The organism is Paenibacillus suaedae (assembly GCF_032337355.1).
In the GTDB taxonomy this organism is placed as follows: Bacteria; Bacillota; Bacilli; order Paenibacillales; family Paenibacillaceae; genus Paenibacillus_B; species Paenibacillus_B suaedae.
On record NZ_JAVYAA010000008.1, the window covers coordinates 235,091 to 247,679 of the forward strand.

Sequence of the window (12,589 nt, forward strand, 5' to 3'; positions counted from 1 at the left end):
GAACTGAGTTACCTCCCTTTATCTTTACGGTACTTTCGTACCATGCGATACGACTGTTCTAGCTTCGGAATATGATCATCGAACTGCTCCGTGACCATTCCCGCGAACAAAATATCAATTATATGGAGCTGTGCGATACGGGAAGCCATGTCACCGCGACGCATGCCTTCTTCGAGAGAAGAAGCAGATAAATGAATATCAGCAAGACTAGCGAGGCGATTAGAACCAACCTTCGTTAGTGAGATGGTGGTCGCGCCGCGCTCCTTGGCGCATTGCAGCGCATCGATCGTCTCGGGTGTCTCTCCAGAATAGGAGATGGCGAACGCCACATCAAGCTCATTCAAGTTGGCGGCAGATGTAATCTGCATATGCGGATCGGAGAAGCAGGTCGCGCGTTTGCCAACACGAATCAGCTTCTGGTAGAAGTCCAGTGCTACGATACCGGACGTTGCCATTCCGTACAGATCAATCTGTCTTGCCTGCTGAAAAGCATGCATTGCCCGCTCTAGCGTAACCATGTCTAATAGCCGCGTCGTGTCGGATATCGAGCGTATATGATTGGACTCGATGGCCGTAATAATATCGCGCAGCGGATTACCTGCGATAATGTCCTGATAGGATAGTGGTGTGGACTGCTGTGCCATGTCGGCCGCCAGCTTCGTCTTGAAGTCCGGGAATCCACGGAAATGAAGGGTTTTACAAAATCTAGTGACGGTTGCGGGTGAAGTGCCGGATTGTTCAGCCAGCTCTGTGATGCCCATCGTCACTACATTGCCCGGAAACTGCAAAATATAGTCCGCCACTTTGCGCTCCTGCGGGTGAAAATCTTGAACCTGCTGCCGGATCGCATGCAAAATGCTCGACAAAAATATCATCCTCTTACGTGAAAAATGGTGAAAATAATTTTAACCATATATCTAATCTTGATGAAAATTATTTCAATATCATCATAGTCAATCCACAGCAGAAACACAAGCTGATTATGCAAAATACCACAATTTCCTCACAAATCATTTCGCGACCGTCAATTGCTCGAATCCGCATGATTGTCCAGCTGCCGCTGCTCCCGGAAATCACGTGGCGCTATGCCAAGGCGAGTTTTGAACGTTCGATGGAAATAGGAGTAACTTTGAAATCCACACATTTCAGCAATTTGCTCCAGCGGCATATACCCATGCAAAATCCGCTCGCAAGCCATCGTCAATCGGAGTTGGATGGCATAGTCCATGACGGATTGATGGAATGTTTCTTTGAAAATATGTGATGCTCTGGACACACTTAGCTGCACGCGGGTTGCTACATCCTGCAGCGTAAACGGCTCCGTAACATTCATTTCAATATAATGCTTCATTTGATGGGCGACCTGTTCACTGCGATTGCGATTCAAATAAGAGGGATGTGCGCGTTCATTTAAGGTTCTCTCCAACATGCGGAAGTAAGCAAAGCTTAGGTGTCTAACAATATCGTTCATGTTGTGGCTTCCATAAAGCCGCTGCTCCTGCATAATCTCCCGCCATATCGACAGAAGACGATCGTCGATTCCGATGTCTACCTTGCCGTGAGTGGTAATCTGGTTCCACCACGCTTGTATCCATGGACCATTCAATATGAAGTAGTAGTCGAGGCTGTGCACTTTTTTGTGAGGGATGCCTGATTCGGGGTGGCGGTACCCTATTTTCAAATCATAATGAGAGCCCGGTGACAGCATGAGCATATCGCCAGGTGTAATTTCCGTATATTGATCATCCATCCAGACATGAGCATTGCCTTCCAACTGTATGCGAATGAGGTAATGCTCCAGCTTAGGGATGACGAGAGTGAATGGCTTCGTGTGTCTCGCATGCCCGGAGTACATAATCGTAAATTCTTCTTGATTGATAGCAGATTGCGACATATTCTCCTCCATCATGTCCATATATAGGTGTCTACGCTCTTTACAAAGAGTATAGCAAAGATAGCAAGATTGTTCATGTTAAAAGGATATCCTTCATTCACACCCCGAAAGCAATGTGGCACAATGAAATCAGTTCATTGAAAACCTTTTCAAAAAGTAAGCCGATATCATAATCGTTCATAACGATTTATACAAAATGAGGTGGATCCATTGAAAATTGGAGTACAGCTTTATACATTGCGCGATGAGATGCAAAAAGACTTTATCGGAACACTGGAGCAAGTGGCGGCTATGGGCTATGAAGGTGTAGAATTTGCCGGCTACGGCGGATTGGCGCCGGAGAAATTAGCAGGTGAACTGAAGCGCCTGAATTTGAAGGCGGCCGGGTCTCATGTCAGCATCGAGCAATTGACTGAACACCTAGATGAGCAAATTGAAATGAATCTTGCCATCGGCAACCGGAACATCATTTGTCCGGGAATTCCGAAGCTGCACGAAGCCGATGAAGACATCTTGGAAGAGTCGGTTCGCGCGCTTGCAGCTGTTGCGGAGCGACTTGCAGCGCATGGAATTAAGCTGGGCTATCACAATCATGGATATGAATTTGAAGCTAAGATTGGGCAGGAGACGGTATTTGATTTGCTGTTCAGCAAGCTGCCTGAAGACAGTCTCTTCGCGGAACTGGATGTTTGTTGGGTGAAGCATGGTGGTTTCAACCCGTTGGAAGTAATCGCTCAATATTCAGGTCGTGTTCCGTTCATTCATTATAAGGATCTCAAATATGATGGAGAAGGCAAGCCAATGACAATGGAGCTTGGTCAGGGTGAACTCGATTTAGTGGGTGTAGCTCAAGCTGCTCGAGAAGCAGGAACGGAATGGCTTATCGTAGAGCAGGATGATTGTCAGCGTGCACCACTTGATAGCGTGCGCGGAAGCCGTCAATGGATTAAGGACAATCTCGGACTTTAATAGAAGACTTCAAGAGAAAACTTCAAGAGGTATGACCTCTACACATATTACAGTTGAATACATGACCTACACCATCAATCTAAACTCGGGAGGAATAGATTCATGTCAAAAGTATATAAAATTGCGATTATCGGATGCGGCGGCATTGCCAATGCCAAGCACATGCCTAGCTTGGCCAAGCTGAAAAATGTTGAAATGGTAGCATTCTGCGACATTGTTGAGGAGCGTGCGGTTGAGGCGAAGGAAAAGTACGGCACACCGGATGCTAAAGTCTATACCGATTATAAGGCTGTATTGGAAGATAAGAGCATCGACATCGTTCATGTATGTACGCCGAATGATTCACATGCAGAGATTACAATTGCTTCGCTGGAGAGCGATAAGCATGTATTGTGTGAGAAGCCAATGGCGAAGAAGGCGGAAGATGCACGCCGCATGGTTGAAGTGGCGAAGCGTACAGGCAAGAAGCTTACAGTAGGCTACAATAACCGCTTCCGCAGTGACAGCCGCTATTTGAAGAAGCTGTGTGAAGAGGGCACCTTGGGTGAGATTTATTTCGCCAAAGCGCATGCGATTCGTCGCCGCGCGGTTCCTACATGGGGCGTGTTCTTGGATGAAGAGAAGCAAGGCGGAGGTCCGCTTATCGATATCGGTACACACTCGCTGGATATGACGTTGTGGATGATGGACAACTACGAGCCGCATATCGTGCTTGGCAAGGCTTATCATAAGTTGAGCGGCCGTGAGAATGCAGCGAACGCTTGGGGTTCATGGGATCCAGCGAAGTTCACGGTTGAAGATTCCGCGTTCGGGATGATTGTGATGAAGAACGGAGCGACAGTTATTTTGGAATCCAGCTGGGCGCTTAACGTAACATCCAACATCGAAGCGAAGTGCACGCTATGCGGTACAGAAGGCGGCGCAGATATGAATGACGGCTTGACGATTAACGGGGAAAGACACGGCCAACTGTACGATCAAAAATTCCATTTGACTGCAAGTGGCGTTGATTTCTATGAAGGTGATTCTGATAATCCGCCAGATGTAGAGATGCATATGTGGATTGATGCGATTGAAAATGACAAGACGCCAATCATTACGCCGGAACAAGCGTGCGTCGTTTCTGAGATTTTGGAAGCCATTTACGAATCCTCGCGCACAGGCAAAGCAATTTACTTTGACTAATCGGAATAAGCAGCACGAATGCACATGAATCGTACCGAAGGAGGCAAAGAACACTCATGAAATTAGGCGTATTCTTAGTTCTGTACGGACAATTGCCATTAGAAGAGGCATTGGATACAGTAGCAGCTAAAGGTGTGGAAGCTGTTGAGATAGGGACTGGCGGGTATCCAGGCGCGAAGCATTGCAACCCGCATGAACTGTTAGCTAGTGAGGCGAAGCTCAAGGCATTTAAGGAAGCTGTTGCTTCCCGGGGCCTGACGATTAGTGCGCTAAGCTGTCACGGCAATCCGCTTCACCCACAGAAGGATATTGCGAAGCAGTATCATGAAGATTTCATGGCGACGCTGGATCTCGCTGCGAAGCTGGAAGTGCCAGTTGTGAACGGCTTCTCCGGCTGCCCGGGTGATCATGAAGGCGCGAAATACCCGAACTGGCCTGTGGCACCATGGCCTACGGATTATCAGGAAATTCTGGACTGGCAGTGGAAGGAAAAGGTTATTCCGTACTGGACAGAGGTGGGCAAGTTAGCCACTGAACGCGGCTTGAAGATCGGACTCGAGCTGCACGGCGGCTTCTCCGTTCACTCGCCAGGTACGATGCTTCGTCTCCGCGAAGCGGCAGGCGAGGCAATCGGAGCGAACCTTGACCCGAGCCATATGTGGTGGCAAGGCATAGATCCGGTACAGGCAATCCGTATTCTGGGGCAGGCGAATGCCATTCATCACTTCCATGCCAAGGATACGACCATTGATCCTGTGAACATCCATAAGCACGGGATAACAGATATGCAATCTTATACGATGATGTTGGATCGCGCTTGGCAGTTCCGTACTGTTGGTTATGGTCATGATACGAAGACATGGGCTGATATAATTAGTGCCCTTCGCCTTGTCGGTTATGACTATGTTGTGAGCATAGAACATGAGGATGGCTTGATGTCCGTTGATGAGGGCTTCACGAAAGCTGTTGAGAATTTGAAGCCGATCTTAATGAAGGAACCGATTGGTGAGATGTGGTGGGTCTAGGCCTCAAATCATGCACGCCAAGTAACGTGATATAGGCATCGCATCTTCCTCGTTCTCGTGCATCAATGGATGAATGGAAGGTGCGATTGCTTTTCTAAATAAGATGTTGTCAGTAATGAGCTTATCTATATGAATGGACAAAGGAGCATGCAGCGATGACAAAACAAAACGTAACGATCTGGAATGAATACAGACATGAACAACACAACAAGACCGTAGCTGATATTTATCCGCAAGGGATTCATACAGCGATCGGCGAGGGACTGGGTCAGGAGTTTCATGTGCGCTATGCAACGCTCGATATGCCTGAACATGGGTTGACTGAGGAAGTATTGAATGAGACAGACGTATTGATTTGGTGGGGGCATAAGGCACACGAAGAGGTGGACGAGGCGATTGTAGAGCGTGTCTATCAACGCGTGCTCCACGGGATGGGGCTAATTGTACTTCATTCCGGTCATTTCTCGAAAATTTTCAAAAAGCTTATGGGAACCGGCTGTGATTTGAAATGGCGTGAAGCGAACGACAAGGAACGGTTGTGGGTTGTAGCTCCAGGGCACCCGATCGCAGAAGGAATTGGGGAGTATATTGAGCTTGAAGCGGAAGAAATGTACGGCGAGCACTTCGACATTCCGGCACCGGATGAGCTTGTATTCGTCAGCTGGTTTACTGGCGGAGAAGTATTCCGCAGCGGCTGCTGCTATCAGCGCGGCATGGGCAAAGTTTTCTACTTCCGTCCAGGTCATGAGACATATCCGACCTATTACAATGAGCAAATCCGTCGTGTCATCGCCAATGCGGTGAAGTGGGCTAAGCCGTCGGAACGCACATATCCGAAGTATGGCAACGCTCAACCGCTTGAACCATTGAATTAATGGGTCAAGTTAGACAACATGCACGGATTTCGTTGGAGTTATCATCATACAGCCTAATGTAATTTGAAAGAAAGAGTGGGTATAAACATGACATCAATTGAATCTTCACAACCATTACGCGTCGGAGTTGTTTCAACAGGCAACATATTCCGTGGGGCGCATATGCCTGCATTTCTCTCAAATCCGCATGTTCAGATCGTCGCTGTATGCGATCCGCATAAGCCATCTGCTTGCGAAGTTGCGGATCAAATTGGTCAGGTTCGAGTCTATGAAGACTGGCAGGAGATGCTTGAACACGAGGAGTTGGATATTGTAGATATTTGCTCCCCGAACTATTTGCACGCTCCAGTTGCGATTGCTGCCTTAGAAAAAGGGTTGCACGTATTCTGCGAGAAGCCTGATGCGACGAACCCAGAAGATGCGGTACGTATGCAGCAGGCTGCCGAGAAGTCGGGCAAAGTGCTGATGGTCATGCGGAATAATCGCTTCCGCTCGCGTTCTCAATTTCTAAAACAGTACATTGATGAAGGACAGATAGGGCAGATATACACGGGAAGATGCGGCTGGGTGCGCAGATATGGCATTCCAGGTGCAGGAGGCTGGTTCACAACCAAATCCAAATCTGGAGGAGGGCCTCTGATCGATTTGGGTGTGCATATGATTGACTTGGCTATCTGGCTGATGGGCAATCCGAAGCCAGTTGCTGTATCAGGAGCGACATACGGCCATTTCATGGATAAGGCTGCTCCGTCAGGGAGTCGGGATACGTTCAATGTGGAAGATCTGGCAACTGGATTCATTCGCTTTGACAATGGGGCGACGCTCCAGCTGGAAGTAAGCTGGGCTTCACATATCGAGAAGGAACAATCGTTCGTGGAGCTGCGCGGGACACAAGCTGGCTTCAGCCTGCATGATAATGAGCTTCAGATGTTCACAGTTGCTGCTGGCAAGCATATGAACATGAAGCCCGAAGGATTCACAGATGGATCAGGACATAAGGAGAATGTGGATCACTTTGTCGATGTAATATTAGGCAAAGCTGATCCGATATTCACACCAGAACAGGGTGTAGACATGATCCGCATACTAAATGCGATTTATGAATCGGCGAAGCTTGGCCAAGAAGTAAGATTGTCTCTATAGCCATTCATGCTGATGTAAACCTGAGAACAAATGTGCTGTACGCTCATTTGTTCTCAGGTTTTTTTTGTGTTCAACAAGCACATCCTAAAAATTACGTTTGGTTCATGGTGTGACAACTTGCGTCAATTGCCGGGAAGCCGTGTTGCCTATTCTGCCGTGAAGGCGTCGGAGTTCCAGTTTGCCCAGCAGCAGGACAAGCATTTCATCTTCACCGGCCCGCCGCAGGGTGGACACTAGAGGGGAAAGTATGGCATCCTGAGAAGGATGGATGCATTCATATAATGCCATCTCCTTGGAATGCAAATCGTTCCGTACTGACGATCAGATCTGGGTTCGATTTGAGATAGAGGCTGTCTTTGGATTGCGCTATTTGCAATCACTGTACTTATATGGAGAGCGATTCAGCGGAGACGGAAATAACGGAAACTAAGGGAGGAGCCATCTCCAATGAATTTGAAGAGAAATCGATCGATAGGTGTAAAGATCATAGGGGGCGCCTTATTCATTGTATTAATATGGGTTGCTGCGGATATGTGGTATTCAGACACGAAACAGGTTGCTGCTGTTCCTCTGCAGCTAACGGAGCAGCAATCGCCGCTCCTGTTGTTTGTCGCGAAACACATGATGAGCAGCGATGGCGGAGTCTTTACGAATTTGCGTGACGACTTGCCCGAGTCAGAGCATCAAGCAGCCAATCATCAGATGCTCTCAGAATCAACAGGGCTGATGATGTTGTATGCAGTACAGATGAACAATCGTAACCTGTTCGATAATCAGCTCGCGTTCTTGCAGCGGCGTCTATTAGCGGAGAAAGGCTACGTCCGCTGGCGCTACTCCCCTAAGCATGAACCGACTGACGTTAATGCGGCGGTCGATGATCTGCGTATTGCTCGGGCACTGCTCGATGCGGATCAATTATGGGGGGTCGAGGAAGCAAGACGGATCGCGAAGGGAATCAGCAAGACGCTGTTGGATGGCAATGTGAGCAAGGACTACATGTTCGACCATTATGATTGGAAGTATAAATCCCGCTCAGACCGTGCAACGATCTCCTATATGGATATTCATACGATGGGAATGCTGGCTGTGTTCGATAAGAAGTGGGAGACGGTTCGGAATAACAGTTTGCAGCTAATGAAGAAGGGCTCGATTGGGAACGGGTTGTTCAAGACGTTCTGGACACCTGATCAAGGTTATTCGTCAACGGGATCCATCAATATGATCGATTCCTTATATACTGCGTTGTACTTGGCGGAAGAAGGCGAGGATGTAAGTGCGACAATTCGATTTCTGAAACAGGAATGGAGCCTCCACAAAGGGAAGATCCCGAGTGTATACGCAGAGGATGGGAGTGTCCGAGAAACCTTCGAATCTCCATCAGTTTATGCGCTTGCTGTTCGGATCCTCCAGCTGAAGAATGAGCATGAACTTGCGGACCAATTGAAGCGGAGAATGTATGCATTTGCCGTGCAGCGTTCCTCCTCGCCGAATTTCGGCGGCTTCGTCGAAGAGAAGGACAATAGTGCCTTCTCATTCGACCAGCTGCAAGTATTGTTGACGGAAGTCAATCCTGTAGGAAGCAAGAAGAATGAAATCAAGGGAAAGTGAAGTAAACGGAAACGAAATCTACAAGTAGATACGATGATGGATGAACTGGGTTAGGTTATAGGACAGGGACTGCCATGGCAGATAGTCACTTATCTGTTGGGCGGTCCTTTTACATAATAGAAATAGGTAATGCTGTAGGAAACATTGCTTTTAGATCCTAACTCGATACAATGAAATGGAGAAATAAATTGAGGTGACAGGTATGAAAGAATGGTACGAGCGGAGTTTCGGTCGCGACTATTTAGTTGTATATAAACATCGTGATTTTCAAGGGGCCGCACAAGAAGTGCATCGGATGATGAAGTGGCTGGAGTTGCCCGAAGCAGCCTCTGTGCTGGATCTATGCTGTGGGATGGGCAGGCACTCACTGGCGCTCGCGGAAGCTGGGTACAAGGTGACAGGAGTAGATTTGTCTGAGGTGCTTCTACGAGAGGCGGCGAAGCTGGATGAAGAGCATGTCGTAACCTTCTTGGCAGGGGACATGAGAGAGCTGCCAGTGGAGGGGGCGTTTGATGCCGTTGTGAATTTATTTACGTCTTTTGGATATTTCCAAGCGGATGAAGACAACGGCCAGGTATTCCATGAAATTCACCGGGTGCTCCGGCCGGGCGGGCAATTTATTATAGACTTCTTAAATCCGAGCTATGTTATGCAGCATCTGGTTCCAGTATCTGAGCGCCAGGATAAAGGGACATGGATTCAAGAGAAGCGGCATATTGAGAATGGATTCGTGAAGAAGGAAATTACGTTGACGGATGAGGGCACAGGGGAACAGCGCCATTATGAGGAGCGTGTTAGACTGTATGAATTAGGCGATTTCCATCATATGATTGAAGAGGCAGGGTTGCAAATGGAGAAGGTATATGGTGGGTATGATGGTTCCTTATACAATGAAGCCGTTTCTTCTCGACTCATCATGGTTGGAACACGTCCGGAGTAAGTCCGAACTAGCAATGGCAGCGATAACATGGGTGCATTAGACCAATATAGATGATTAAATGTGACTCAATCTGTGGATGAGGGGGAACAAGTAATGAAGTTGCAGCAGGTGAATGCGAATATTTATGTAGCCAGAATGCCGCTTCCTAACTCACTTCGGTGGGTGAATACCTATTTGCTTCATGGCTCAGCAGGCTGGACTATCATTGATCCGGGGCTTCGTAACAATGAGACAGAGAGTGCATGGGTCAGCTTAATGGGGGAAATGGACATTCATGCTGGCAATACGGCTTCCATTGTGCTGACGCATTACCATCCAGATCATAGCGGGATTGCCGGCTGGCTTCAGCAGCAGTTGTCCGTACCCGTATGGTTGTCGGAAATAGGCTGGAATCACGTTGAGAGGCTGTGGGATGGGAAATCTCCTATGACTGTGGACATGCAGCAGTTGTACCGTAAGCATGGGGCGCCGATAGCGGTAGTGGAATCCATCGGAGTACATATGGATAGCTTCATTCCCCAGGTAACCCCGCTGCCCGATATATCGTTCATTAGGGATGGAGATTTGGTGACGCTAGGGGATGATGCTTGGCAGGCACTTGAGACAGGAGGGCACGCTCCAGGCCATATGAGCTTCTATCATGCGGAAGAGCGTATAATATTGTGTGGTGATCACGTTCTGCCGCAAATAACGCCGAATGTCAGCTTCATGCCGAATAGTGATCCCGAGCCACTGCAGTCCTTCCTCATCGGGCTTGAGCTTCTTGCTGCTCTGGATGTAGAACTGGCGCTTCCAGGGCATCGACATCCATTCCAACATTTCAGGAGTCGTGCGGAAGAGTTAATCCAGCATCATGAAGCACGTCTGCAGGAGATGCAGGCCGTGCTCCACAAGCCGATGACAGCCTACGAGCTGTGCTGTGCCAGCTTCGGTACGCTGGATCGTCTAACTGTGCACCAATTCCGCTTTGCAATGGGCGAGACTCTGGCTCATCTCGTCGAACTTCAACGGCGCGGCTTAGCGATGACTACATCTGCTTCTGGCGAGTTCATGCTGTGGAAGTCATAATAAACTACATAGATTTCATTTCTTGCTCGCGTTCCGCCTGCTTGCGGTGAGCAATTCGACTGCTTGCCGCAGCGGCGATGGCGCCTACGATATCATCAAGGAACGTATGGATCTGCCCGCTATCCTTATTGTTTAATCGTTCCAAGACTCCTGGCTTCAGTTTATCGACATATCCGTAATTGGTGAATCCGATGCTTCCATATACATTAACAATGGAGAAGGCTAGAATTTCGTCCACGCCATACAGTCCCTCATCATTCTCAATCATTTCTTGCAGCGCGGGTGTCAGCTTCCCTTCTTCTGCCATGATATCAAGCTGGATACCGGTCAGAACCGCATTTTGAACCTCGCGTTTGCGCAGCACCTGTTCCACATTGTAGATACAATAGTCGATTGTCAATTCAGGGAAATATTTTTGCTGCAAGAACATAACCAACTCTGCAATTTCTTCTACGCGAACTCCTCGTTTGCGCAGCCACTCGCGTGTCTCAGCTTCGACTTTCTCACTGTCTAGGCTGTACGCCTTGGCAGTATGTTTATGATCTGTCACGGAAGTCACCTCTATCTCTTGTCATCATTCCTATACCTATCATTTTGCACCATTGCATGAGGAAAGTATACGACAATGATATACCCAATCCCTGCTTTCCTTACACTCTTTCTCTTGTATTTTCTCGTTGCAATATAGAAACCTCGTCATGTTTTGGACAGCCCTCTCGTATATATAGGTGTATGACGAAGGGACGCCTAATGCACGCTTTATATAAGGAGATAGGCTCCCGCTGATCACACGATAGATGCATAGAGGAGGTTGCTTCGCCTATGGTGCGGACACAATATTTCCGACAAGGTGTACTGGCAGCATTACTGACGCTGCCCTTGCTATTAACAGCTTGCAATGGCACGAGCGGTGCGATCGATCCGCCGCCAGCAGATGTTGAGGCTAAGATGATGACTGCAACAGATGGTAAGAGCGAATTAACTGTTAATCCAATGGATGCAGCGCAGCAGCAAGCGAATATGACGATATATGCACAGGATCGCCATGGCTACTTGGCTCCAATATCGTATCAATGGAATTCCGAGGATCCGGCGGTAGTGGCGCAGGCGTCACTGGAGATGCTGGTGAAGGACGGGGTGCATAAGGGAATGCTGCCTCCAGGCTTTACGGCTACGCTGCCGAAGGGGACGAGCTTGAAGGTAACGCTCAAGCCGGAGCAGAAGACTGCATTTGTGGAATTATCGAAGGAGTTTGCCACTTACGACAAGAACGATGAGCGCAAGGTGATGGAGTCTATCACGTGGACGCTTACTTCTCTGCCGAATGTAGATCAGGTGCAATTATGGATGGATTCTAAGAAGCTGTCTGAGATGCCAGTAGACCACACCCCAATGGATACGCCGCTTTCCAGACAATTAGGAATTAATTTAGAGAAGGATTTGTCCGTCAATTATCTGCGCTCCATGCCGGTTACGTTGTATTTTTCCAGTTACAGTGAAGAGGGAAAGGCCTATTTTATTCCTGTGACTAGACTGGTTGAGCCATCATCGGATTCAGTGAGAGCAACACTGGAACAGATGATATCCGGGCCGTTGAATAAGAAAGCGATGAACATGGTCATGACCAAAGAAACGAAAATTAATGATATTACGTCTAATGGCGATACACTGACAGTGGATCTCGCTGATACGATGTTCGAAAAAGGGGATCAAGTTCCTGCAGAATTGGTGAAGGCGGTTGTTCTATCGCTTACTGAACGGCAAGGTGTGAAGAAGGTTCAGTTGAAAATAAACGGCAATATGGATATTCAAGGAACAGACAAGATAAACTATTCGGAGCCGGTCACGCGGCCTGTTGTAAATATGGCTTGGAAAGGATAGA

The 12,589-nt window shown here is 48.1% G+C and carries 13 protein-coding genes; 10 read left to right on the plus strand and 3 right to left on the minus strand.

Annotated elements, in window-relative coordinates:
• Nucleotides 1-8: 8 nt before the first annotated feature.
• Together RQP50_RS25945 and RQP50_RS25950 are read right to left on the minus strand one after the other, a co-directional pair.
• Nucleotides 9-866 carry a MurR/RpiR family transcriptional regulator gene (locus RQP50_RS25945; protein ID WP_021252358.1) on the minus strand — a complete coding sequence of 286 codons (858 nt, stop codon included), beginning with the start codon at nucleotides 864-866 and terminating at the stop codon, nucleotides 9-11.
• A gap of 158 nt (nucleotides 867-1,024) precedes the next feature.
• Nucleotides 1,025-1,894, minus strand: a complete 870-nt coding sequence (locus RQP50_RS25950; RefSeq protein WP_072731613.1) for an AraC family transcriptional regulator — start codon at nucleotides 1,892-1,894, stop codon at nucleotides 1,025-1,027.
• 201 nt (nucleotides 1,895-2,095) lie between these two features.
• On the opposite strand from RQP50_RS25950, the gene RQP50_RS25955 reads away from it, so the two are divergent.
• The 9 genes from RQP50_RS25955 to RQP50_RS25995 all read left to right on the plus strand — a co-directional run bounded on the left by RQP50_RS25955 (nucleotide 2,096) and on the right by RQP50_RS25995 (nucleotide 10,707).
• Nucleotides 2,096-2,863: a sugar phosphate isomerase/epimerase family protein gene (locus RQP50_RS25955; protein ID WP_315747161.1), complete on the plus strand. Its 768-nt coding sequence runs from the start codon at nucleotides 2,096-2,098 to the stop codon at nucleotides 2,861-2,863.
• A gap of 102 nt (nucleotides 2,864-2,965) precedes the next feature.
• On the plus strand, nucleotides 2,966-4,048 hold the full coding sequence (locus RQP50_RS25960; RefSeq protein WP_021252355.1) for a Gfo/Idh/MocA family protein: 1,083 nt from the start codon (nucleotides 2,966-2,968) through the stop codon (nucleotides 4,046-4,048).
• A gap of 56 nt (nucleotides 4,049-4,104) precedes the next feature.
• Nucleotides 4,105-5,073: a sugar phosphate isomerase/epimerase family protein gene (locus RQP50_RS25965; protein ID WP_021252354.1), complete on the plus strand. Its 969-nt coding sequence runs from the start codon at nucleotides 4,105-4,107 to the stop codon at nucleotides 5,071-5,073.
• A 155-nt stretch (nucleotides 5,074-5,228) separates the two neighbouring features.
• Nucleotides 5,229-5,948, plus strand: a complete 720-nt coding sequence (locus RQP50_RS25970) for a ThuA domain-containing protein (RefSeq protein ID WP_065292008.1) — start codon at nucleotides 5,229-5,231, stop codon at nucleotides 5,946-5,948.
• Nucleotides 5,949-6,035: 87 nt separating this feature from the next.
• Complete coding sequence (locus RQP50_RS25975) at nucleotides 6,036-7,091, plus strand: Gfo/Idh/MocA family protein (RefSeq protein ID WP_315747162.1); 1,056 nt, start codon at nucleotides 6,036-6,038, stop codon at nucleotides 7,089-7,091.
• Nucleotides 7,092-7,359: 268 nt separating this feature from the next.
• Nucleotides 7,360-7,521 carry a hypothetical protein gene (locus tag RQP50_RS25980; protein ID WP_174811209.1) on the plus strand — a complete coding sequence of 54 codons (162 nt, stop codon included), beginning with the start codon at nucleotides 7,360-7,362 and terminating at the stop codon, nucleotides 7,519-7,521.
• Nucleotides 7,522-7,538: 17 nt separating this feature from the next.
• A complete protein-coding gene (locus tag RQP50_RS25985; RefSeq protein WP_315747163.1) occupies nucleotides 7,539-8,699 on the plus strand; it encodes a glycosyl hydrolase family 8 in 1,161 nt (386 codons plus the stop codon).
• Between the two features lie 202 nt (nucleotides 8,700-8,901).
• A complete protein-coding gene (locus RQP50_RS25990) occupies nucleotides 8,902-9,639 on the plus strand; it encodes a class I SAM-dependent methyltransferase (RefSeq protein WP_036590195.1) in 738 nt (245 codons plus the stop codon).
• A gap of 93 nt (nucleotides 9,640-9,732) precedes the next feature.
• Entirely contained in the window at nucleotides 9,733-10,707 is a 975-nt protein-coding gene (locus tag RQP50_RS25995; protein WP_315747164.1) for an MBL fold metallo-hydrolase, read from the plus strand.
• Between the two features lie 4 nt (nucleotides 10,708-10,711).
• Here RQP50_RS25995 and RQP50_RS26000 read toward each other — a convergent pair whose 3' ends face one another.
• Entirely contained in the window at nucleotides 10,712-11,257 is a 546-nt protein-coding gene (locus RQP50_RS26000; RefSeq protein WP_315747165.1) for a phosphatidylglycerophosphatase A family protein, read from the minus strand.
• A 272-nt stretch (nucleotides 11,258-11,529) separates the two neighbouring features.
• On the opposite strand from RQP50_RS26000, the gene RQP50_RS26005 reads away from it, so the two are divergent.
• Nucleotides 11,530-12,588 (plus strand): GerMN domain-containing protein, encoded by a 1,059-nt coding sequence (locus RQP50_RS26005; protein ID WP_315747166.1) that lies wholly within the window; start codon nucleotides 11,530-11,532, stop codon nucleotides 12,586-12,588.
• Nucleotide 12,589 lies beyond the last annotated feature (1 nt).

Bases quoted from the DNA above. Each gene is read 5' to 3' on its own strand.
- RQP50_RS25950 (WP_072731613.1), bottom strand. From the start codon at position 1,894: ATGTCGCAATCTGCTATCAATCAAGAAGAATTTACGATTATGTACTCC.
- RQP50_RS25990 (WP_036590195.1), top strand. From the start codon at position 8,902: ATGAAAGAATGGTACGAGCGGAGTTTCGGTCGCGACTATTTAGTTGTA.
- RQP50_RS25975 (WP_315747162.1), top strand. From the start codon at position 6,036: ATGACATCAATTGAATCTTCACAACCATTACGCGTCGGAGTTGTTTCA.
- RQP50_RS26005 (WP_315747166.1), top strand. From the start codon at position 11,530: ATGGTGCGGACACAATATTTCCGACAAGGTGTACTGGCAGCATTACTG.
- RQP50_RS25970 (WP_065292008.1), top strand. From the start codon at position 5,229: ATGACAAAACAAAACGTAACGATCTGGAATGAATACAGACATGAACAA.
- RQP50_RS25965 (WP_021252354.1), top strand. From the start codon at position 4,105: ATGAAATTAGGCGTATTCTTAGTTCTGTACGGACAATTGCCATTAGAA.
- RQP50_RS25985 (WP_315747163.1), top strand. From the start codon at position 7,539: ATGAATTTGAAGAGAAATCGATCGATAGGTGTAAAGATCATAGGGGGC.
- RQP50_RS25980 (WP_174811209.1), top strand. From the start codon at position 7,360: ATGCATTCATATAATGCCATCTCCTTGGAATGCAAATCGTTCCGTACT.
- RQP50_RS25960 (WP_021252355.1), top strand. From the start codon at position 2,966: ATGTCAAAAGTATATAAAATTGCGATTATCGGATGCGGCGGCATTGCC.
- RQP50_RS25995 (WP_315747164.1), top strand. From the start codon at position 9,733: ATGAAGTTGCAGCAGGTGAATGCGAATATTTATGTAGCCAGAATGCCG.